At 41.7% G+C, this 22189-nt stretch carries 17 protein-coding genes; 2 read left to right on the forward strand and 15 right to left on the reverse strand.

The features are described from left to right. Nucleotides 1–32 precede the first annotated feature (32 nt). The 10 genes from PQO05_RS19970 to PQO05_RS20015 all read right to left on the reverse strand — a co-directional run bounded on the left by PQO05_RS19970 (nucleotide 33) and on the right by PQO05_RS20015 (nucleotide 8416). Nucleotides 33–593: a BfmA/BtgA family mobilization protein gene (locus PQO05_RS19970; protein WP_273629205.1), complete on the reverse strand. Its 561-nt coding sequence runs from the start codon at nucleotides 591–593 to the stop codon at nucleotides 33–35. Nucleotides 594–872: 279 nt separating this feature from the next. Continuing rightward, entirely contained in the window at nucleotides 873–1187 is a 315-nt protein-coding gene (locus PQO05_RS19975; RefSeq protein ID WP_273629206.1) for a hypothetical protein, read from the reverse strand. Beyond that, a complete protein-coding gene (locus PQO05_RS19980) occupies nucleotides 1184–1450 on the reverse strand; it encodes a helix-turn-helix domain-containing protein (RefSeq protein WP_273629207.1) in 267 nt (88 codons plus the stop codon). The genes PQO05_RS19975 and PQO05_RS19980 overlap by 4 nt, the downstream gene beginning before the upstream one ends. 150 nt (nucleotides 1451–1600) lie before the next feature. Then, a complete protein-coding gene (locus PQO05_RS19985) occupies nucleotides 1601–2362 on the reverse strand; it encodes a hypothetical protein (protein ID WP_273629208.1) in 762 nt (253 codons plus the stop codon). Between the two features lie 317 nt (nucleotides 2363–2679). Continuing rightward, a complete protein-coding gene (locus PQO05_RS19990) occupies nucleotides 2680–3618 on the reverse strand; it encodes an AlbA family DNA-binding domain-containing protein (protein WP_273629209.1) in 939 nt (312 codons plus the stop codon). A 36-nt stretch (nucleotides 3619–3654) separates the two neighbouring features. Continuing rightward, a complete protein-coding gene (locus tag PQO05_RS19995) occupies nucleotides 3655–3987 on the reverse strand; it encodes a ubiquitination-like system serine protease family protein (RefSeq protein ID WP_273629210.1) in 333 nt (110 codons plus the stop codon). Further along, a complete protein-coding gene (locus PQO05_RS20000) occupies nucleotides 3984–5369 on the reverse strand; it encodes a ThiF family adenylyltransferase (RefSeq protein ID WP_273629211.1) in 1386 nt (461 codons plus the stop codon). Before PQO05_RS20000 ends, PQO05_RS19995 begins: the two co-directional genes overlap by 4 nt. Nucleotides 5370–5371: 2 nt before the next feature. Then, entirely contained in the window at nucleotides 5372–6508 is a 1137-nt protein-coding gene (locus tag PQO05_RS20005) for a multiubiquitin domain-containing protein (RefSeq protein WP_273629212.1), read from the reverse strand. A gap of 392 nt (nucleotides 6509–6900) precedes the next feature. Next, nucleotides 6901–7356 carry a hypothetical protein gene (locus tag PQO05_RS20010; RefSeq protein WP_273629213.1) on the reverse strand — a complete coding sequence of 152 codons (456 nt, stop codon included), beginning with the start codon at nucleotides 7354–7356 and terminating at the stop codon, nucleotides 6901–6903. Between the two features lies 1 nt (nucleotide 7357). Further along, on the reverse strand, nucleotides 7358–8416 hold the full coding sequence (locus PQO05_RS20015) for an XRE family transcriptional regulator (protein WP_273629214.1): 1059 nt from the start codon (nucleotides 8414–8416) through the stop codon (nucleotides 7358–7360). A gap of 190 nt (nucleotides 8417–8606) precedes the next feature. Here PQO05_RS20015 and PQO05_RS20020 point away from each other — a divergent pair, with 190 nt between their 5' ends. Continuing rightward, on the forward strand, nucleotides 8607–9707 hold the full coding sequence (locus PQO05_RS20020) for a Fic family protein (protein ID WP_273629215.1): 1101 nt from the start codon (nucleotides 8607–8609) through the stop codon (nucleotides 9705–9707). A 563-nt stretch (nucleotides 9708–10270) separates the two neighbouring features. Here PQO05_RS20020 and PQO05_RS20025 read toward each other — a convergent pair. Together PQO05_RS20025 and PQO05_RS20030 are read right to left on the reverse strand one after the other, a co-directional pair. Further along, the gene (locus PQO05_RS20025) at nucleotides 10271–11239 is read right to left on the reverse strand and encodes a hypothetical protein (protein WP_273629216.1); all 969 of its coding nucleotides are present in this window, start codon (nucleotides 11237–11239) and stop codon (nucleotides 10271–10273) included. Further along, the gene (locus tag PQO05_RS20030) at nucleotides 11236–13194 is read right to left on the reverse strand and encodes an AAA family ATPase (RefSeq protein ID WP_273629217.1); all 1959 of its coding nucleotides are present in this window, start codon (nucleotides 13192–13194) and stop codon (nucleotides 11236–11238) included. The genes PQO05_RS20025 and PQO05_RS20030 overlap by 4 nt, the downstream gene beginning before the upstream one ends. A 338-nt stretch (nucleotides 13195–13532) precedes the next feature. Between PQO05_RS20030 and PQO05_RS20035 the strand changes: the two genes are divergently transcribed. Continuing rightward, the gene (locus tag PQO05_RS20035; protein WP_273629218.1) at nucleotides 13533–13817 is read left to right on the forward strand and encodes a hypothetical protein; all 285 of its coding nucleotides are present in this window, start codon (nucleotides 13533–13535) and stop codon (nucleotides 13815–13817) included. A 50-nt stretch (nucleotides 13818–13867) separates the two neighbouring features. Here the strand turns inward: PQO05_RS20035 and PQO05_RS20040 are convergent, their stop codons facing one another. The 3 genes from PQO05_RS20040 to PQO05_RS20050 all read right to left on the reverse strand — a co-directional run bounded on the left by PQO05_RS20040 (nucleotide 13868) and on the right by PQO05_RS20050 (nucleotide 22184). After that, nucleotides 13868–18094 (reverse strand): sacsin N-terminal ATP-binding-like domain-containing protein, encoded by a 4227-nt coding sequence (locus PQO05_RS20040; protein ID WP_273629219.1) that lies wholly within the window; start codon nucleotides 18092–18094, stop codon nucleotides 13868–13870. 414 nt (nucleotides 18095–18508) lie between these two features. Further along, nucleotides 18509–19708, reverse strand: coding sequence for a hypothetical protein (locus PQO05_RS20045; protein ID WP_273629220.1), 1200 nt, complete (start codon nucleotides 19706–19708; stop codon nucleotides 18509–18511). A gap of 115 nt (nucleotides 19709–19823) precedes the next feature. After that, nucleotides 19824–22184, reverse strand: a complete 2361-nt coding sequence (locus PQO05_RS20050) for a S8 family peptidase (protein WP_273629221.1) — start codon at nucleotides 22182–22184, stop codon at nucleotides 19824–19826. Nucleotides 22185–22189: the final 5 nt, after the last annotated feature.

Raw genomic sequence — 22189 nt, forward strand, 5'->3', positions numbered from 1 at the left:
GTTCGATATTATAGTTTATCAACTTTCATTGCTCACAGCTTGCTGACCTCTGCACGGACGTGAGCGATCAATTCATCCTTTTCCGATTGCTTCGTCATCATAGACATTTGGTCCCTGCGCCTATTGTAGAATTCCAGTGTTTCCATAAACTTTCTTTTAAGCTCGGCCTTGTCGTATTGCATCAGGTCAATCCGTCTCATGTACTCGGCAATCTTAGTCATATTGGCTGCCTGGCTTTGATTGATGACTCTCTGTTCATCATTAAATCTGATCACAGATTGGTTAAAGGCATCCACGATTTTGCCTTGTACGGTGACTATCTTTTCAGAATCTTTCTTCATCGGGATTAACAAATCCTGCTCCTGCGTCTTGATAAAAGCAACGATATTATCGGTCTTTTTATTGATCGCATTCTTCAGCAACTCATCATTCAGGTCCCTTGGATCTTTCTTTGACTTATAGAAATAATCCACCATGTGGATAAAGAAATCCAGCTTGGTCAGTCCGCTCTTATTAGCCAGTATTTGCAGCTTCTCGTCTGTCTTGACCGGGAACCTGATCGTTTTCACATTTTCATCTTTCGTAGCCTTCATACACTTTCTTCGTTCTTAGTATACCGCCAGGTATACTGTTTCTTATTGTTATGGCTTTAAGCGGGGGGTAAAGTATACCGCAGGTATACGCAAAACGCCTTTGCCCCGCAGGGCAAGCGGAAAAAGTCGGGTGCGCCCGACTTCCGCTTGCTCCCCCCGCTTTCTGCGCGAGGACATTGCTTCGCCGCCGGTCTGCTTTGCAGACCGGTTATTTTGTTATACCGATAGCTGGTTATATGCTTAGTTGTATATCTGTATAACCAGCTATCGCTATAACTTTTAAATCTCCCAACCGGCAGGCCAGTAAACCTGGCTGCCGAGTTTGGGATGGTAAGAGGGCTGGTAACGGATATAGCCATACGCATCCAGTTCTTTAATGCACTTGTGGTAAGTGGCAATCGAGGCGATCTTACTGAACGCCATCATCTCTTTCCTGGTGATTGCAAAAGGGTTGGCATAGCCATTCCTTTGCCAATGAACGAACAAGCCTGTAAACAGGCTGACATGCGTTGCATTGAGCCGCTCGTCTTTGCTCATGCGGCGCAGCAGCTTACCGTATCCGGTAAGCTCTGCATTCGATAGCTTGGTTCTCATTGAATGCCTCCTTCCAAAAGCTTGTTGATATCTTCCAGCTTGTAGTACATGATACTTCCGATACGGGTAAAGCGAAGCGTACCGTTGATTCGCAGGTTTTGCAAGGTGCCAGGCGAGATCTTCAGCAGCTTTCTGACCTCGTTGCTTTTGAGCCATTTCTTAGACGTAGCTTGTCCGTCCAGCTGAACGAGTTTTTTAATCTCGGTTAGCAGCTCGCTTTTGAACTCCATTAAATCTTCTTTGGTGATAATCTCCAAATTCATCACTGATCCTCCTGTTGTTTTGGGTAAATATTAAACCGGTTCAAAGGCGGTATACAATAGTTACCTGTGAACACTATAGCTCAAATGTCAAGAGGGAAATGGCAAAATGAATGACCAATGGAGGCGTTTAGTCAGATTTGGACAGGTAGTTTACTTTTTCTCTTTGGGAACGATTTTGAAAAGCTTGTCGTCTTCTGCAATATTGATGTACTTGGATGGCTTGTCGTCCTTATTCGCCGGGAAGTAATTATGCGCAGTATCAATGGAGATGTCTTTATCACCATGTTTGAAATATTTGGCAATCATTTTATACCAGGGGCTTTGTGCCTGGGAACGGGCGAGCCGGTTATTGTTTGGTAGTTTTAGATCTTGTATTTGATGTACGAGATTCATGAAAGTAGATATGCTACCTTTGTCAATGACGATCTTTTCGCCTGCATCATATTTAGTGGACTCTTTTAACTGTGCCTCCAGATCAGCTATTCTGCCGTTTAGCTGATCGATCATCCGGTCTTTTTCTGCTACGACTGATTCTATAGGCGCGAGTTTATGCCAGCGGTCAACTTTCTTCAAGAAATATAGGAAAGCTTCCAATTGCCTCGCCGTTGCCATGTGATCGGGGTAACTTGACGAAAACGGATCTTTTTTTTTAAAGAAGGCGATGCGACTAATTACAATGTCTGTAACATGATAAAAAAACTCTTCTTCCTGCTCAGGATTGCACTTTGAAAAGTAAATGAGGTGAAAGTTATAGTACGATGAAAATTCTTCTTTACCAAGCTTGTAGAGCTTATTTAGAAAGAAGTTATCTGACAAAGCCTTATTCTGTATGATCGGGTTGCCGATCTCGAAACGGTGTGGTGAGAAATCGAAACGTCCACGGAATTTGAAATATTTGCTTTGTGTTGCCATAGGTAGGTTTTTAAGAATAACTACTTTTACAACCTATAGTTTTAGTCTCCCGCTAATTCGGTTTATTCATTACGGTTCGAATCCCATAGGTTACATTATGGCGATCCCTATGAGATTATTTTCGAACTATTTATTAGTCCAGTTGATGGATTTGGGTACTCTAAACTCCTAAGTGGTTCGAGTCTTGTTTGGGCTACCGAATCGGACAAACTTGAAATATCAAGTTTTGTCCGATTTTTTTTTGCCCCTAACTTGCTGTTTATGTTATAAGCAGGTATTGATCAGATGGATGCATATTTCTTGTAATCAATGTTTCATTATCGTTTTACATCACAGAATTCTACCTCACCGGCTGTTGGTTCTGCATTATCAGCATATAACGTCCAACTGATAGTATTGCCCGAATCTGTCGAATATTCGTGAATAGGTATTTGGCCAATTGCTGTACGCATACCCGGCAAAAGGGGCTCATGACGCGCCGGGCCATATTGTTTAGGCTTAGCAATTGGCCCTTGATAATAGCGTTCAGCATTCGGCTCAACCAGATCTCTTACTTTGTTATCTAATTGCAACTGCGTTAATGCCTCGTTTTGCCCTTCATATTTCTGTAGATTGACGCACCTTTTGGGCACGGTAAGCGTAACGTTAATATACTTCGCATATAACCGGCCAACGTTTTGGGCATAAACATTTAGGAAGTAGTGAAAAAATTTCTTTCCGCCAACAACTTGTATATAATCCTCAATTTTGACTATCTCAAAGTCTACCATTATCTTCGGGCTATTCTGCCTGCCCATAATATCCCGGATTTCATGGTCATATAGAGGCTCTACCATAAAATTATGGCGGCGATAATATTTTTTATCATCGGCCTGGTGTGCGGTTTCACCTTTAGGAATTTCCAAAATATAAACCACCTGATCCGGATTTCCCGGTATTGCTACAACGTGGATTTTCAGCCCGTGAATGCGTGGCCGAATTTTACCGTTAATCACCTGTTCCAGCCATTCTTTACTAATTGACTTACAGTCAACCGGATCTATTTTTTCGGGGAAACGCTTGTTATTTTGGTTTTCAGCAATGCCATAAATTAATACGCCACCGTTTGAGTTTGCTAACGAAGATACATCTTTAGTGATCTCCATGACCTTTTTATCATCACGCTGCAATGCACCCGCCGCTTTATATTCAAGCTCCGGATTTTCCTCTACGCTATCAGCAATAAGTTGTAATAAGTAGTTGTGGTCAAACATCATAATGGATTTGATTATAATTCAAATATAACTGGTCACTTAACACCATTTGATCTCTCCTTTTTTTAAAAAGAAATGACTTTTACAGCCATTATTTTTCCAAAGAGATGGAGTTAAATCTGAGCATTTTGAATCACCCAGCTTCCAGCAGGGTGATTCATCGCTGTCCAAGTTAACGTTGATCTCTTTTCCGCAACCACAAGGGCACAATAAAGCGGCAAACCAATATTTACCATCGCTGCCTTCTATATATAATATGCCCGGCTTCAAATTTTCCGGTATCGTTTCTACATATTTATTGATATATAAAGGCTTACGTAAAACGATTCGTCTGTATTGAACTTTTAAAAAGAAAAACAGTTTTTTAATCATAACATGCGTAGTGATGATAAATTTAAAAATGGCTGCATCAATCCGCGCCCGGCAAACTTAGCAAGGTATCTATCCGGCTCACCCTCTTCGGAATGCCAGATCTCCCATTCGCTGATCGTTATATCGGTTTGTGCAAACCGCTTATTGGGATCATACCTAAATGGGTGTATTCTGGCTAAAAACTCCAATACGGCAAGCGACGAAACCTGCATATTGATAGAAATTACAGCCGGACTTTCCACATCCATATTTACCACATAGCCTCTTTTACGCTGTTCCTCATACATTTCAGGATTGGTTCTTTTTAGTTCTTCTGAACTTAACTGTTGCAATGTATAAACACCCCTTGAAAGCAAGGATGATTTACCCGGCTGTAAATAATGCACTGAACCCGATATTTCATCTATACCGCCCTTTTTATCTGCAACTAATTTTACACCCATATCTATATATGGCAAAAGATAAAAAGTAGCCAGGGAGTTTAAAATGCTGCGTCCCTCAACCGAATCAACACATCCAAACGCGAAATCGGCACCTATAGCGGCATTGATCAGCCTAGGGTCTTCCTGTAACAGGCTCTGATATATTTCAACTTCCGTATTAAACCCGAAAGAGGTGATCGCCGCTTTTAAAACATCGACCTTCGGCCTTTTGTAACGTGCGTCCTCTTCTTTAGAATTTAATATCCTGTTAAGGTTCTTATAGTCGATTGGTTTTGAATCCGCGATTATTAATTTACCCACTCCTAATCTCGCCAACTGTTCAATAGTTATACTACCGGTACCCGAACAACCAATCACTACGACCGTCATGTCCTTTAGAAGAGATACCGTACCCTCGCCAAATGTTTGTTGATTTCGCAGCGAGGCAGCATGGGTGGTAAACTCATTCTTGCTGCGCATCAATTTAACAGTATCCCCTACAACGGTAATTCTTTCAACGTTTAAAAACTCATTACCCGGTGTTACCACCCTGGCAATAATGGACTCGTCTTCATACATTATCGCGCTCATGTGCGGCTCCGTATCGTTCATCAGCGAATAAATGGACGGAAAGATAATACGGTCAGAAGCGTCATCAAGTTCAGAAAAACTGGTATCACCTTTCGGATGGGAGTGTATTTTTAAAACACCCATTCCCTTTCTGGCAGCTTCATTCACCAGATCGTCAATCAGGTTCGTCGGCCATTCTATAAAGTCACCCTTCCTGATACATACGTCATGTGGTATAAACAATAGCCTATGTACAAGTAACCATTTCTGGTTACTTGTAATGTGACGGCCACATAATGCAAACGCGATGGCTTCTTTTTCATCACCGGGGAAAAGATGTTCCCTCAGTTGCCGGTGGCTGTCACCGGTCATTTTTAAGTGGAACTCCATCGTTATCGTTTGTTGAATTCTTGTTGCAAACTATGGTTCATTAGCGCAATGTGGGTCGCCAGGTTATCTTCACCGGGTACCCACTGATTAGCTGCGGTTCGGTGTCTTGACCATTGCTGGTAAGATTTGCCTTCAATGGTTAACGGAGATAAAGCGCCTATGGCCTGATTATCGGTTCTTGCCAGGTTTGGATACATATAAAACATATCGAGCGGTGCAATGGGATAGTTTTGCGGTATGCGAATGGCTATATCAGGGTTAGCATGGTTATAACCCGCAGGTATACCATAGCCGCGTAAAATAACCCATTGCGTTTCACCATTGAGAACAGTTTCGTACGCGATACCTTTTTCTTCCAAATAATTAATATCCTCTTCCGGTAAAAGAAAGTCGCGTTTGTTAACGCGACCTTCTGTACAATTTTTGGCTTTGGCACTAAACCTTTCAATACCACAGGCTGTGAAATCAACTACCTCGTCGGCTTCGACAATTTTAGCCCCCCCTTTATGCTTATATCTTAAATAGTAGGTTTCAGGGGTTTCATTGATTAAGGCCAGTATCTCACGGCCAGTCATAGCGGGTTTATCAACCGTGAACGGTGTGGTATTGATTTTGATAATGTACTTAAAAGCTATGACAGGTATAACGCCACAGTTAAAGCAATGCTCAATATCAACTATGCAATCCTTACGTTCGGTGACAAAGTGCATACCGCCGCATTGAATTTTTATCTTGACCTGTGGTTGATGCCCGTAACTAACCTTAGTGCCGTCTTTGTTAACCAGAATCAGAAAATGCTCTTCCGGGTCGAGGCCAGCCAGTTTTAATATTTCCACCGGGGTCAGCTCACGTTTATCCGTAACTTCCGGATCATTGTTTACACTATAGCCCCTGTATTCGGCTTCTTTAGTAACAAAACGCTCAAACCCTTTTGCTGATAAATCAACGATTTCATCCTTTGCTATTTTTTTGAAGTTATCTTCAAAAAGCTGAAATAGCTCCAGGCATTCGATGTGTTTCAGGTCAGCCTTTTCCATCAGTTCTAACCCGCTAACTTTAGGCTCGTGAAACAGAAGCTCAATCTCATTAACTGATGTTGCAAAATGTTGAACCTCATGCGGTTCTTTGATATTTTCCATAATGTACTTACTTATTAAATTATTATAAAACAGGGTAACGCACGATTGCGCTACCGATTACTGAATTGTGGCGAAGCAGGCAGCTTGTTAAAATTGCGCTGCTAAAACCGTTAAAAATTGTGTTAAAGTGCTGCGTATCATTTCGGCAGCAGGCTGAATCATATTCAGTAACTTGCTTAATTTTTAATTTAATAAGTGTTAAATCCGACCATTCAGGAACTAAACCGCGCTAAATCAGCGTTTTTTAGTTGAAAATTCGTCGTCAGCTTGCAGAATTGCAAAAAAGAAAGTAGTTTTGATTACCACATCGTAACATACTTTAAAGACACGAGCTAATTAGGCTTATGCTTTTTTGCATTTACAAGCCAGGGCGATTTTTCCTCCTGGTTTTTTTATATATACATATTTAATATTTCCAAGTCCACATTCCCGCCCATATCGAATACAATCCCTACCAGATTCTGAGCCAGGTTACTATAACTTGACACCCTTGTTTTTAATTCTTTACCGGCCGTACTGGTAAGCAGGATGTCGTCGCTCACCAGTGTTAAGTTCAAGCCTTGCGCCACTACAATCGAAGAAATGGTTTCCGGTATAAACTTCGGTTTATAAATATTAAACAACCGAAACGATTCTTTAACCTGGTCGGCAGACAGCGATATGATTTTAAGCAAACCTAAAGCGATCATTGCCCTGGCCTGTTTTTGTTCGATGGCCGTACATTTCATTTCAAAATTGTAATCCGTTATATAAAAACAGATCTCTTTCGGTGTCAGGTAATTGATAATACCACCTATGCGGCTGATTACAAGGACAAAGTGCAAATCATTTATAACGTAGCTTTTCATTTTAAAAAACGTATTCTAAGTTTTCGTAATACTCCTTCCTAAAATGGAACTCGCTTTTTTTACTCAATTTGGCAGCCTTATCAAAACCGATTTTGTTTTCACTCAGGCATTTGTATAGCATTTGAAAAAACTTTTTAGGTTCTTCCTCACCGGGATACATTCCTGAATCAACACCGAAATAATCCGATTCCCGCCATCTGCAAAACTGATCTATACTAATGGCATCACTCGATCTCGCCCTAACCATTATGGCCATAATAGAAATACCGTACAGTTCTTTGATATTCCGCAACTCGGCCATCGAAACCCGCGTTCTGCCCCTGCTGAAAGTCTGAATAACAATTTCTTCCGGTAATAATACCGCCCCTGCAAAGGTGTCGCAGATTCTTTCGATCATTTCTTCCGTAGTGTTTTCCCTGATGGCCAGTAAGAGGTGACCTACCTCGTGCAAAAGGGTAAATCTCATTCTCGGTATATCCTGTTGACGGGCGTTAATCATGATGACAGGTATCCTGTTATGGTTAACCCAGCCCGACAAGCCTTCAATGTTCACATTGAACAAAACCTTAAAAACCCGTATGCCCTTACGCTCCAACAGGTGCGCTATATTGTATATAGGCGCGTCGCCTAATTTCCATTTCTTCCGAAGCTCTTTAGCCGCCTTTAATGCGTCAGTAGGATTAGCGATCGTTTGATCCTTAATCGGATTATCAAACAACACCTGCTCGCCTGAAATTTCTTCCAGTTCCAGGTAATCCTTAATGTAAGCACTGGCAAAGTCTTTAATTACCTGATTTTCCAAATCGCTTAAATGGCTGCCCTGTCGGTAATAAACACTGTTCAGTTGTATCTCAACGTCCTTATCTTCATAAAAATCGCCGAGGTCAACGTTTAATGCCTTGGCAAGCCTGATGAGTATATGGCTTTCAGGATGCCGGATACCATTTTCATAATGTGATATAGCCTGTTTCGAAATCTCGGCCATATCGGCTAATTCCTGCATCGTGAGGTTTTTCCATCTACGGATGCGGTTCAAGTTCGTTGCTATTGTATTTTCCATGTTTAATTTTACCTGTATACAAATATACAATTTTTATTTTAGTGTATACAAATTTATTTAAGTAATTGTTTGTATTTAAGTGTAAAAAGAAAGTTTGCGGAGAATAACATTTTTATAATCCGCAAATTTGCGGATTATAATTTGAAATGCGGAGAATAATGGCTACATTTACCGCATAATTGCGGAGAATATGTATATACATCAGTTAAAGGGATGGCCAAATTTTACCTGGAACACGGAAGCTTTGCTGACGCGGCTTGGAGAAGTACGCCACAGGCAGGGGCGTATACTAGGCCTAATGAGTTCTGCTGGTTTTAAATTGCGGGAAACAGCAGTGCTGGATACCCTTACACTAGATGTAACCAAATCCAGCGAGATAGAAGGAGAAAAATTAAATACCGAACAGGTACGCTCATCCATAGCACGCAGATTAGGGATAGAACTAGCCGGAGCTGTCCCCGCAGACCGTAGTGTAGAAGGCGTTGTGGAAATGATGCTGGATGCAACGCAACGTTATACAGATGAACTTACAGCCGACCGCCTGTACGACTGGCATGCTGCCTTATTTCCAACCGGTAGAAGCGGAATGCATAAAATAACGGTTGCCGCGTGGCGCACGCCGGAAGCCGGGCCGATGCAGGTCGTTTCGGGCGCAATGGGTAAGGAAAAAGTACATTTTGAAGCACCCGAAGCGGAACGCCTGGGTGCTGAAATGGAAACATTTTTAAAATGGTTCAATTCGGAACCAATGACTGATATGGTGCTAAAAGCGGCAGTAGCGCATTTATGGTTTGTAACCGTACACCCCTTTGATGATGGTAATGGCCGTATAACGAGAGCAATAACGGATATGCAGCTTGCCCGCGCCGACGGCACACCACAACGTTTTTATAGTATGTCTGCGCAAATACTTCGTGAAAAAACGGCCTATTACGATATACTGGAACAAACCCAAAAAGGAGGGCTGGATATAACGACCTGGCTAAGTTGGTTCCTGGATTGTTTGTTTCATGCGATGGATCATACGGAAAAAACTTTGGCCACCGTCGTAAACAGGACTAAATTTTGGGAACGCAATCGTGATACCGCGCTCAATAGCCGGCAACAGTATATGATCACCACTTTACTGGATGATTTCTTTGGAAGCCTGACCAGTACCAAATGGGCAAAAATGACAAAAAGCTCGCCTGATACGGCTTTAAGGGACATACAAGACCTTATTGAAAAAGGCATACTGGAAAAAGAACCCGGAGGTGGCAGGAATACGACTTACCATTTGGTTACATCCTAATAAAAATATTAGGTTTAGGGCTACTTGCCACTATGAAATCAGTTTCATGCAATTTGCGATTCAGATGTTAGCCGAGTTGGTAGCCCACTCAAAAAAGTCGATTACCTTTTGATTTCTAAAATTATCAATCCATTGACAATAAAGCATATGCAGGATAATTGACTCACTCGTCCAAAAAGAAATTGAACCTATTATTATTCATAATACAAACCGGAAGTTTGTAGTTACCGCAAAGCTTAAATAAACCTATTAGCCCCCGCGTGAAAATTTTTAAAATTCATGTACCTGGTTCATATGTAATATTGTAGAATCAGTAAGAAAGAACAGATAAAACCTGAACTTCTTTTGCAAATTGGTTCGAATTTAGTCGCGTTGGGGCTGCCCAAATTAGTTGTGTCAAACAGCCCCGACAGGACTAAACTCGAACTATTTTATTGCGTTTTTTTTTATTTCCTATGCGTCTATCAATAACAGCTTTCTGAACTCGAAAATAGCCTAAAAAATAAATCATGATAACAGCCTCAACTTTAAGCTATTATATGAATTTTGGAAATACTCGTTGGTTATTTCTTTTCGATCAGTCCTACATCAATACTGATATCGCGGACGAACTTGGCTAAGGGTCTTTGATGAATTTCTTCTTCTGCGGTGTAATTGCCGGTGATGAGGCGGTCAATATTTTCGGCCTTCATGTAGTTCTGAAAACTATTTAACAAGGTCCGCTTGTAGTCGGAGGTATAAACCTCGGCCTTTAAGATCAATTCGCTGGCTACGTCCTTATACTCTTTATAAATACCTTCCAGTTCAAAAAGAGTGGCGTAGTCGGAGTAATCGGCGGGTAAGGCTTTATTGCCGCTATCCAAACATATTTTTACATCCTGAAGGTCGCGGCTGTTCAGGTATTTGCCCTTGCTGCCTTTTTCAAGGTAAAATTTAAAATTTGAGGTGGCAGGTTGGTCTACGTATAGTGAGAAATCGATCTTTTTGGTTCCTTTCACATTATTGCAACTGCTGCAGACTGGATAGAGGTTGAATAAAGAGATGCTGAAACAGGGATAAGCTTTTTTCGCCAGATAGTGGTCGACCTGGAACTTGGCCTGAAGCCGCGTTTCATCGGTGTCCTTTTCTTTTTTCCGGGTGATGGTCAAAGCGGATTGGGCATTGCAGTAAACACAGGCCTTGATTCCGATCCGTCCAAAATAGGCTGGGTAGAATACGCTCCGTCGGTGGCTGTAACGAAGTTTGGTAAGAATCTGTTTCCGGAAAGTTTCATAGACATCGGATTCCATATCATCAGCATGGATGATCCGGTCAAACTCAGCCTGCATCTTGAGTAGATCTTTAGGCTCCGCGGTAATGATCTTCGCTGCCTTGGTTTTAAGGAGCCGGGCGTATCTCAGCTGACGGTTATCCGTAAGTGGTGTATCGATCAATTCCTGCAACCGATTTTCAATGTCTGTTTGCTGCGTTTTAATGTCTTTGCTGAAATGGCTGATCACTTGTTTGACAGCGTTGATAGCGATAGCTCTCATGGTTGCGATTGGCTTTGTTTGGCGGCTTTTAAGCCCTGCAGGCGCTTGATCTCGCGGTCGATCTCACTAACTGTTGGCAGGAACTTATCAGTAAATAGTTCGTTGAGACTGCGTTTGATGAGCGGCTCGCCGATCATATCTATCACGCTGCGTACTTTCAGTTCGTCCCATTCAATCTCCAGTTCCGGTTTTTTCTGAGATTTTCTGTCATCCGGTGATAAATAATAAAACGCCGAGGTGATAACTTGCCGGGCATATTCGCCCATAAATCCATTTTCGTCCAGGAAAAAACTGTTGGCAAGCAAGTCATGGATATTGCCGCCAAAGGTTTCAGCGACCTGAGCAAGTTGTTCGGTCTTGTATTGTTTGGCTTTAAGGTAAAGAATATGGTTATTGGGAATATCGGACAGGATAAAAGGCGAATGGGTCACAAAAAGAAAATTGATGGCTTTGATATCATTTAACTTTGCGGCGCGAATATTATCGAACATGTCTTTGATAAAACGACGCTGCAGTTCGGGGTGATAGTAAAGTTCTACTTCGTCGAAAATGATGTTAATATTTTGATACTTGACCAGTTTTTCTGCACGAGGTATGTTCGTGGTGTCGACTTTCACTGAGTTAAGATTTTTAAGGTGATAGATCAGGGACGACAACGCGTATATCTTTTGCTTTTCGCCGGAACTCAACAAGTTGAAGCGGTCATGCTTATTATGAAACTCGATATCGACTTTGAAAAATGAAGGTGGTATAAGTTCGATGATAGGTAAGCCCGCTTCTTTTTCGCGCGCCGCCTTAATACGTTGTATCAACCCGAAAACGCTGCGCGCAAACCCTTTTTTTAATTTGGGAAGTGTCGTTAGGTACAAAAAGTGGATGGCCTGCTTGATCTTGTACGCAACGTGGCTGAGATCACCTTTGAGTTTAGCAACAAACGGACGCAACTGGTCGCTCTCAGGATTCATAAAATCCCGGAAGCGCCAGTAAGGTTTGTATTTCCGGGAAATGCTTTCCAGTTTTAACAGGATATATTTTTTGGCAAATTCCTCCAGTTCGCCATTGCCGAGTTCTATTTTTTTACCTGAAAAAAAATGATCAATAATAGCCCGGTCCGTATCAGGCCAGTACGTTTCGTAATGTTCTAAAAGCTCCTTTCGTTTTTCTTCCTCGGGTTTATAACCTAGTTTATCTTCATCTAATTCAAAAATCAGTCTTTCCGGTATTTTTTGTTCGGAATTGAACCAGAGTGCATAATCCTTTCCCTCCATGATATTGGCCAACAGCCGGGAACGGACCAGGTAAGTCTCCGTATTGATGTCGATATTGCCTTCTTTGCGGAAAGGGTTCAGCACTATCGGAGTTTGATATGCGTCGTTTTTATGAAATATCGCTTTTATCCAATGACCCAGGTCTCGACTATTCAGGGAATATTGAGAATAATTGATTACGATGCAATAGAAAAGGGCGCTTAATTGATTAAGGTTGCGGATGCCTCGGCTTTTTTTAAAACCTATGCCATTGCTGTTAAACTCGTTTAATAATAGCTGGCTGCCCACTGAGCGGATGCGATAGTGGGTACCGTTCAATTGATAATAAATGTCAGCAAACACATCTGGTTCTTTCAAATATGGCTCACCTTCTTCATCTCCTTCTTCAATAAAATCCAGTCGATGGGCGATATTGTAGAGTATGGCGTAAAACAGTTCTACGAGACTACTTTTTCCGGAACCATTCTTCCCCACGATGGCACTGAGTTCGACTTTAATGTGGCCAATATCGAATATGGCAGGTACGGTGGTTTGCGGTAAGGTGATCTTTTCCTGTGTTTTCGTGTGTGGCGAAATTTTATAACCTTGATATAAATAATAAACCTCGCCAGGATTAAGGACCCTAAGAAATTTGGGGGCGCAATGCAATAGCGGTTTAATGGCGATCAGTTTCAGACCTTGTTCCATGTATGATTAATCGTTAATAAAGTTTTAGTCGATAGCGAATGTAATTATAATCTACCAAATACATGATTAAAGCAGTTGAACACCATAAACGCGGTTTTGACATGTCGCAGTTTATAAAATATTACCGGATAATTGATTTAACTGTTAGAGCATCGGGAGGATATCAGTGATTTTGCGCAAAATCTTTTGCCTATGCCTTCAATAAAACAATCTTTTGATGAATGACCAGGATTGTTTGTGCATAATGATTTTTAGATTTGCGGAAGGACAAGGGTACTGGCAGAGGTAATTCACACGCTCAGCGCCATAAATGGGGATTGCTATATAAAAATGCACATATGACCAGCACTTTGCGCAAAGAATACGGTCGCGAGGCTGCTGATGTGGTATTAAACATTGTCGACGATATGGAGGTCGGCCAACTAGCGGGGAATACCGCTAAGATGGTGTCAGAAAAGATTGGCCAGATCATGCAGGACAGGGAAAGCCTGTCCACTAACCTCGGCGACACATCCATCAGCCGTTCCAAGCAACTGGAGGCCGCCGTACCGGCCTCCAGTTGGCAATGTTTAAAATCGACAATACATCCTTCAAACCCAAACCGTGTCTTAAGATTTCACTGAAGTTTTTCCCAGCCCAGGAAGAGTCGGAAAAGATCACTTGATTGATTTAATCATGGTTCAGTTTTGAAATATTTAAAGTTATAGGCGGTAGGAATGATCTCGAAATTGGTCCCTTCGATTTTTGTCAGCTTTTCTTTTATATCAAAGATTGGGTTCCCGAGAAAAATCATTTCCTCCGGAGTCACCCGGACGATCATGTAATTATTGTTTCCCATCGCTTCGTTGACTTCGCTGCCCGATAAGGTAAAATCACCCTTTCTGGCGTTCGTGGTCGACTTAACTTCGATCACCATTGCCCGACCGTCATACCAGGCGAACAAATCCGCAAAGGCGTACTTATCATGGAGAGTTACATAATAAAAAGGGATCAGCGCTTTAGTAAGGGCCTGATCGTCGTCGACACAATGTAGGCAGTTATTGTAGATGTCCCGCTTCTTTTTAATCGTGGCATCATCCTTTTTCGACTTTTCAAGGATCAGTTCGTAAACCTTCTTCAACGCCTTCTTTCGTTCAAGCACGGTCTTTAACAACAGGTGGCGGATCATCACCAGAAGAACGTCGACCTCGCCGCTGGCCCCCGTTTCTTCGCTACCTTGTCCGGGAAGATCTTTCCCCTGATAAATCACCTTTCTCATCTTAATATCTACTTGCACTACGGTATTTTCCCCAGTGTGGAAAAGCGTCTGCGTTCGTTCCGGAGTGCCCGGAAAGCTCTTGAAGATCCGCTCGACTGCCGATTCTATACCGACCTGCTCCTTAGTTTCGCGGAGGCGCTCACCTTCCGATCCATTGACAAATGCTCCCGGATAGCTGACTCTCATCTCACCTTCCAGTCTGTCCAGCGGGTCATCGATTCCGAGTTTGCCGATCAGTGCCTTGACCCGCTTAGCGAACGAATCCGCCACATCTCCCGGGTGTGCATCGATAATCAGCTTGAGCCTTGCGATGCGTTCATCGTACATATTATAGTCGATGTCCAATGCGAAATAGAAGAAAACACCATTATCGAAGGTCTCCTTGATCCCATCTATAATCTGAATCAAACGACCGAGATCACCCTTCTCGTAAATGGCCAGCAGGAGTTGGCTTCTGTGTTGCATATTGTACCGGTACCACGCCGGGTCGTTATTGGGCCGGCTTATTCCAGCGGTGGACATGATCTTCCTTACAAACCTAGCAAATCGATCGGAATAATTGGTAATCCATTTTTTTTGAAATACTTCGTAATCGGCCCTATACTTTCCATATAGTACTTCGAGGGAGCTATCGCTTCTATGGAAGATAATCAATTCGACGGCACCTGCATATTGATGGCTAGTAAGCAGACCTTTGGCGATCGCCTGCGCCGCGCCACTTTTCTGAAGGTCCCTGAGCATATAGACTGTTGTTTTATCCGCGTCGAATTCTCGAACGTCCGGAACAGGCTCTTCGAAGTAATCCGAATGAATTTCCCGTTTGAGACATGAAGCCTCGATAAATCTGGTACAGGCCAGTTTTGCCGATAACTGAACAATCAATTCCGGGCTTTCAAAATAATCCAGATTTGTTAGCCTTAAAATCGAGATCTCTTTCAATAAATAAAACATCCTCTTTTCAAGCAAGGTTCTGAAGTAAGCCGTTTTATCGACCGGATCGGCGACGTGGAGCCTGCCCTCCCTGAAGATGATTATCGTCCCATTCAGATTGTCATCTTTAGGATTAATGATCCGACTTACATAAAAGCAGAGCACCGGGATATCGCGCTGAATGGCGAGTCTATAATCATCCTCGCTCGTCACGATGAAAACCGGCGTTCCCGCATTGACGAATTTCAGTTCGCCGCGTTCGGAGACAAGGCATATTTTAAGTTTTTTAAGGAAGGGCCGAAAAACCTGCTGATAGAACCTGACCATATCGTTTTTCTTCACAGCCATATTTTTACGGCATACCGCCAGCAGCATATCAAGATAGATTTTCGGAAAAGAATCATAATTCCTGACAAGCAACGGAATACCTTCTTCCTTGAATTCGTAGGTCTTCATTTCAGTTAAAAATGAATACTGGTTGTTGATCACGGCCGGGTGTACTTCCTTTTTTCGGTAGATGATCCTGGCATGCCTGACGATATTCGCATACACCAGTTGATCATCTTTTCCACCCGGCCGTACCGAGATCGCCGGGATATAATCAAGGCCTTTCATCAATCTGTCGCTGATGGGCTTGTCGACGAAACGGTATTCCCGATTAAAGGAGACGCCGAGATACTTAAGAAAAGTATCGACATGCACGCCCTCCGGCATTTCCGGAAGAAACTTAAGGTCGATTTCGTCATTGGCGCATAGTTGCGCCGGTTTGTAAACCTTCGATGTTGTCCTCAGAAATATGGTCGACAGTGCGAAATTCGCCAGGTCGGCAACGCTGTTATTGTCGCCTCTGGAATTGACGTAGCCTGAATAGCGGTGGGTCGAGACGATCGTTTCCGTATTCCTGCCCATCATCGAAGCGATACTGCTTAATAGCAATCGCTGTTCATCGACGGTGTACGCACTCTTTTTGTCCCTGAAATTGCCCGTTGGCGACACCTGGCGAAAATATTTAAGGATCTCGTTACGATCATTAAAATTTTTGATGCCGAGCCCTTTTTTCAGTTCTTCGTCAGGCACTTCGAACGAGGTCAGGTTTACGCCGATGAATGGCGGAACTTTGGCCAGATCGTTTCTGTTATCTCGAAAAATGATTTCGTCGGTAATCGACACGGGGCCTTCAGGCCCCTCGGGAATTACCTGGGCTTTTAGTCGGACAAGGTCTTTTGCTAGTTGTAATTTAAATTCGGTGGTGCGCTCCCTGTAGCCACCGTATCCCCTTGCAAAATTGTCCGTAAAACCTGCCACGTGATTAAAAAAACTGGTGTAAGCATCTTTGCCACCCTGAGGTGCGGAACGGAAAAACTTCAACGCAATATTGGCTAGCAGAGTGGATGCTATGGCATACCGGTTATTCCCAATATCCAGTATCCTGCGAACCGTGCGGAATGTATCTAGGCCGCCATCGGATTTCAGATAGAACCACTTAAAATCAAGATTCGCCATTGTCGCCAGTTCCCTGGTATCGATATAACGGTAATTTAGCTTCTGCCTGTGGGTGGAATCGAGATAACTGTTTATTGCGTAACATAAAAGCTCGGTGCATGCTTCTAATAAGGCTTTGTTGTAAGCGCCTATCTTAAGATCCCAGTTGATGCCTGTCCGATCGACGGAGGTGTGAAAGTCGGCATGTAGATCTACAAAATGAAAGGGTGAGCTTATCGTCGTCGGTAGGTAGTTGTAAAGCTTGCCTGTTTCTCCGTGTTTATCAAGCCCAGTTCTGAAATAGACCGCTACCCTTGGCTGCCTGAGATTAATGCCGGCATTTTGCGCTAATGTTTTTAAGTTATCATTTACCGGGCAATGAAAGAGCAGCCCTGGTTCACTCTCCTGAATCCCCCTTTGGAAGGTCAAATTTTCGGCACCCTCGGTTTCAAAATGGATTGTGATCGGATTATTGACGCGCAATTGTATGAAATGGAAATTGATGCCGCTGATATCACGGAAAAAGCGTGCCATATCCGTAATACCGCCGGTCGAAAGTGGAACCTGGATCACGGTAACGAAGCCCTCGTCCATCAACCCGGACACCACGGCATCGCGTTCTTTTAATAAAATAGGATAATAATAACCGGGTACCCCTTTATCTTTATTGTGAAGGTTCGCTTTACCGATCTGCTCTCTGAGTTTATCGGCGGTTACCATATCTAACTGATCCGGAATATCGTCTGCATCCTTGAAAGTATCGTATATCCTGAACGACACCAAGGTCCGACGAATGATCACGTTATCCCTGCCGATGATATTTCCGTCGGTATGTATATCAGCATAGTCATGAGAAGACACGGAAAATGCGGATTTAAAACCTACGCCTTTGTTGCCTATGCTGGTATTAACATCCTTATCGGAGGTGGATATCGAGCAAAGCGCCTGAAAATCTCCGCGGATATCGGAGCCTTGCTGATAGTTATAATTTTCTCTGTAAGTGAACCGGGTGCCGTCGTTGGCTATATACAGGTTGCCGTTTTTAACGAGCACCTTTATTTGTTTCAGGGCTTTATCGAAAGAGTTCTGCAGCAATTCATAGATTACCCTTCCCTGATAGTCTATGCTGACCTGCTCTACCTGGCCGGCCTGCTGTTTAATCGTTTCGATACCGACGGTCGCATAATATTGATAATGGTTTTGAAAAAGTGCTTCGATATCTTGATCCATATCCTGTAATAAGGTTATGGCAAGATAATAAAGTATAGCGTCCTTTCACCGATGCGGCCGATTGATTTTTCATAAGGGATTCAGGCGGTGTCCTTCGGCAGAAGATATAGCGGAAAGCCCAACCACGAGGGACGATTTGCGCATAAAAGCCAGGATATTCATAGAGAAAAAAGGTCCGTACCTGTAACATCAACATTGACTTTTCTGAGAGAAAACAAGCGATTCAGATTTCATGACAAACATTCTCACTAATTGCCAGCGGACTGGAATGCAATGCGGTTTATATATATCGTAAGCCTTAGGACCACTATTAATATTATCCTATATCAAAGACACATTTTTAAACCCTTATATCTTCAATAAAGCAATGTGCGAAGCTTCTTCACCGGCTAACGTAATAACCCTAATTTAATCTTATTCGCTTGGATAATACTCAAAATCCCAGTCATCAAAATCTTCGACATTCACTTTTAATAAACTGCGTTTAAAAGAATTTTCTCTTAAACTAAATAGGAAGAGTTTCATGAATGCCGAATGCTTGCCTATTTTATCAAAATCAATTAAACTAATTATTGGTTTCGTCAGCTGTGCTATAAAGGGCAAAACCGCACTTAGCGAATTCAATTTGTGATATTCAAGCTCTTCAGACATCTTCAATTTGATATAATAATTGCCAGTTTGCCCGTCGATTTCAAAGTCATAACAAGTTAATCCTTCGACTGGTAATAATTCCATTCTCAATTTTATATAGTTGAAATCCTTATTATCTATATAACGATCAACTTGCTCCCAAAAGCGGTCTGGATTATATTGAAGTTCTTTTATCAGCCTAGTACAGTTTGAAAGAAATTTAACTTCCCCGCAAATAATTTCAAATCCCGGCGCATATGTTCCATCACCGAATTGGGTATATGATGCGCTGTAATTGAAAAGGCACCTGAACCGCTTATATTGGATTTGCGCGAATGACTGAAACAAAGCAATTTTCATGATTATTGCAGTCAGCGTTTTTTGAGCTTCCTCCGGCATTATTGGTAGCAAAATATCAGTATAAGGTATATCTCGATATTGTTTTTTGGCATTCGGATTTTGAATTTCAATTTTCGAGATAAGCGTTTCAAGCCTTCTTATCTTTTCTCGTAAGTCATTTTGGAGTACCGTAGATGCTTCCTTTAAATGCGGGAAATATTGATTTCGAATTAATGTAAACTCGGATAATTTTGCCTGTATATCATCCCAACTGAAAAAGATTATACTTATACTATGAGTCCTACTGGCATCCATACAGGCATTTTGAATGGCTATATGTTTTTTTGTAGTCGTTGCAAAATATAACTGGTCAATAGGATGCGGAAAATTTTCAATTTGTTTAAGGGTTTCAGATAAATCCATTAATAATTCCTTGATGATCAGCCTTTGACTCCGGTGAATATCTTTTTTTTTTGCCTGCACGGCGATTTTCAAACCAGGACTATATAGATCAATTCCATGCTGATTATGCCCCTTGGAACCATACTCTTCAAATGTGGAGCTATTATGAATGGCATTAAATAGGTCCTTTAGAAATGTCTGGAACTTGTATTCCTCTGCTAACGGTTCATATTGATAGCGCATATTAAAACCTTAATGATTGAATTGAAAATTAAGAAAAAATGCTCATTTACACTTGCTGTCCAAGCCAAAAAGCCCTGTTTTTAACGTAACAGGGCTTTTGTTTGAATGGCTTTTGTTATGCATTGGAATTACCGCCACCATATCTGATATTAACCTCATTTCTCAATTTGATATTTTGTGAAATAAAGTTGTTACTGTCTAATTGGCGAGATACGGCATTATAAACCTCTCTATTATATCGCCTATCTCTGATTGTTACAATGGCGCAGAATTCCTGTGAAAGTTCGATACTATCATCATCGGCCGCTTTAGCTTCAGCATAGGCATTAAACAAGCCCTCCAAACGGAAAAACCATTTTTTGGGGGCGGTCAGAGCTTTTATTGCATTACTTTCTGTAAGTTCAGCAAGGTCTATCGCATATTTTTTTAATGGGTGAAATTTTTTACCGTAATTCCTTAAAACGCGTTCGTTTGAAAAACGGTTCATAGGGTTATCCATTGTCCGTTTACTGTAAAGCGCTTCCCTCAATAAATTCACAGCACCATCAGGTCCAAATTCATTTAAAATATGACGCATCGATATATCCCGTTCTTTTACTTTATCATATGTACCAAAAGATAAATCAATATTTGACTGGCAATATTCCGTTGCACTACTACTGTCTAAAAGAGGTGATGCAACCAAAGTAATTGTCACTTCCCCGTAGAATAACCCATTTTCAACCATATCAGTTGGGTAAGGAAAATCAAGAATCTCGTAATAACTACCTTTAGTAATTGTATCCTGTAAGATAAGCGTGATCTCATTAGGAGAATTATAGAGGATATTATTTACATCATCTGGCAAACCATAACCCATTGATTTGATCTTTTCTAAGGAATTAAGGCTTACTGCAGACGGGTATTTTGCTGAATGCACGATCAGTGCTTTTAACAAAAGTGTATTAAAATTCTCTGCTATTTTATGATCCAAACCAGCAGTTAAAGCAGTTATACGTGGTGTTGAAAAACTTGTGCCAACGTTGCTTACAATCTTTCCATCGGTCGCAAATGAATATACTCCAGATGTACTTAGGTGCCCGCTTGGTGATTTACCAGCATTTCCGCCATAGTGGGTTACATCCGGCTTTATTAAATGATTAGGGCCGAAACCAGTTCTACTAAATGGAGATGGCCAATCAATCTCAGCAATATCGGTCGCGCTCTTTGCATGGGCAATACTGCCAACAACTAGTGAACGTAATGTATCTGCTGATTTTGGTATCCTTTGTGGCGTTGCTGGTATTATAAAATTCTGGCAATTCCCTGCGGACTTACAGATTATGATATCATTTTTCTGCTGTATATTATCTAAAAATTTACCAAAATCCGAAAAATCGTGTAGGTCGCACTCCACTTTAAGGCCGCCTGAAAGATTCCAAATTTTTATATCAGGCCTTGAATTTATTGCCTCTCTGATATTTTCAATTAGCTGATCTTCATCAATACTTTCTTTTCTTAAATCAGGGAATACCGTTGCGCTATATAACATGCAACCGTCAATACCAGTCCAAGGTTTATTTTCCAGTTCATCACCGTACACAACTATACCAGCTACAAAAGTACCATGGGACTTGTCCATCAAATCTTCGGGATATGGTGAAAATGAATCAGGGAGCAACCAAGGCTTTAAGTGTTCATTGTCTTGTATTCCTGAATCTAGTATACCCACAACTGGATATTCAACTCCTTTTATCGGTAACTTAACTTCAAGTGTTTTATCAGCATCTACAAAGTCCATCCCGACAGTTAGTTTAGGCATCGGTGTTATTGAATAAAGTGCCTCGAAATTCTCTATTTCATGTAACTGGTCAATTGTTACGTTTTCCAATTTATAGATAGTTAAGTCATCAGCATATCGTACTTTTTTAAAGTCAATATCCCTTAGCTCTAAACTTTCCCTAAAAAGTTGTTCTACAATACGATTTAGGTTGTAATCGTTATAATTAAACAGCCTGGCTTTTAAAGTTCCGCCCTGTTGTGTTTCCACATATGGCCTGTATAAATTTATTTTATCTATTGAAGCCAAACCATGCGCGTTATCATCAACAAGTCGCAAATTTCTGGATATAGTATCTACATCCTGGATGTTGTCAACTTTAACAAGCAAATCACATTCGTCAGACATCCCGACAAAATTGAATTTATGACTAACGTTAAATATTTTTCCCACGTGGCTACGATGTGATTTAGCAATAGCTTTCTCATTGAGTGTAACCTTCATTATGGCCGGCAAATGATTTTGACGTTGCCTTCTTTCTTGCAATAGCGACTTTGCAGTATCCATCACACTGATGAATTGAGTAGATCGTTCCAATAATTGCTCACGGCTTGGCGCCCATTTCGGCAGTTCATCATTGGACATACCCTCAGTACGACGATCATCCACCTCGTCACGTTTCTTGAACAGTTTGATAGGTAAATTTTTATTTTCCATTGTAT

Origin of the sequence: Mucilaginibacter jinjuensis, assembly GCF_028596025.1 — a bacterium.
Taxonomy (GTDB): domain Bacteria; phylum Bacteroidota; class Bacteroidia; order Sphingobacteriales; family Sphingobacteriaceae; genus Mucilaginibacter; species Mucilaginibacter jinjuensis.

Excerpts from the sequence above, each read along its gene's own strand:
- PQO05_RS19975 (WP_273629206.1), bottom strand. The coding sequence starts at position 1,187 with ATGAGAACCAAGCTATCGAATGCAGAGCTTACCGGATACGGTAAGCTG.
- PQO05_RS20030 (WP_273629217.1), bottom strand. The coding sequence starts at position 13,194 with ATGGAACAAGGTCTGAAACTGATCGCCATTAAACCGCTATTGCATTGC.
- PQO05_RS20020 (WP_273629215.1), top strand. The coding sequence starts at position 8,607 with ATGTATATACATCAGTTAAAGGGATGGCCAAATTTTACCTGGAACACG.
- PQO05_RS20015 (WP_273629214.1), bottom strand. The coding sequence starts at position 8,416 with ATGGAAAATACAATAGCAACGAACTTGAACCGCATCCGTAGATGGAAA.
- PQO05_RS19990 (WP_273629209.1), bottom strand. The coding sequence starts at position 3,618 with ATGATGTTTGACCACAACTACTTATTACAACTTATTGCTGATAGCGTA.
- PQO05_RS20005 (WP_273629212.1), bottom strand. The coding sequence starts at position 6,508 with ATGGAAAATATCAAAGAACCGCATGAGGTTCAACATTTTGCAACATCA.
- PQO05_RS19970 (WP_273629205.1), bottom strand. The coding sequence starts at position 593 with ATGAAGGCTACGAAAGATGAAAATGTGAAAACGATCAGGTTCCCGGTC.
- PQO05_RS20025 (WP_273629216.1), bottom strand. The coding sequence starts at position 11,239 with ATGAGAGCTATCGCTATCAACGCTGTCAAACAAGTGATCAGCCATTTC.
- PQO05_RS19985 (WP_273629208.1), bottom strand. The coding sequence starts at position 2,362 with ATGGCAACACAAAGCAAATATTTCAAATTCCGTGGACGTTTCGATTTC.
- PQO05_RS19980 (WP_273629207.1), bottom strand. The coding sequence starts at position 1,450 with ATGAATTTGGAGATTATCACCAAAGAAGATTTAATGGAGTTCAAAAGC.
- PQO05_RS20035 (WP_273629218.1), top strand. The coding sequence starts at position 13,533 with ATGACCAGCACTTTGCGCAAAGAATACGGTCGCGAGGCTGCTGATGTG.
- PQO05_RS20010 (WP_273629213.1), bottom strand. The coding sequence starts at position 7,356 with ATGAAAAGCTACGTTATAAATGATTTGCACTTTGTCCTTGTAATCAGC.
- PQO05_RS20040 (WP_273629219.1), bottom strand. The coding sequence starts at position 18,094 with ATGGATCAAGATATCGAAGCACTTTTTCAAAACCATTATCAATATTAT.
- PQO05_RS20045 (WP_273629220.1), bottom strand. The coding sequence starts at position 19,708 with ATGCGCTATCAATATGAACCGTTAGCAGAGGAATACAAGTTCCAGACA.
- PQO05_RS20000 (WP_273629211.1), bottom strand. The coding sequence starts at position 5,369 with ATGGAGTTCCACTTAAAAATGACCGGTGACAGCCACCGGCAACTGAGG.
- PQO05_RS19995 (WP_273629210.1), bottom strand. The coding sequence starts at position 3,987 with ATGATTAAAAAACTGTTTTTCTTTTTAAAAGTTCAATACAGACGAATC.
- PQO05_RS20050 (WP_273629221.1), bottom strand. The coding sequence starts at position 22,184 with ATGGAAAATAAAAATTTACCTATCAAACTGTTCAAGAAACGTGACGAG.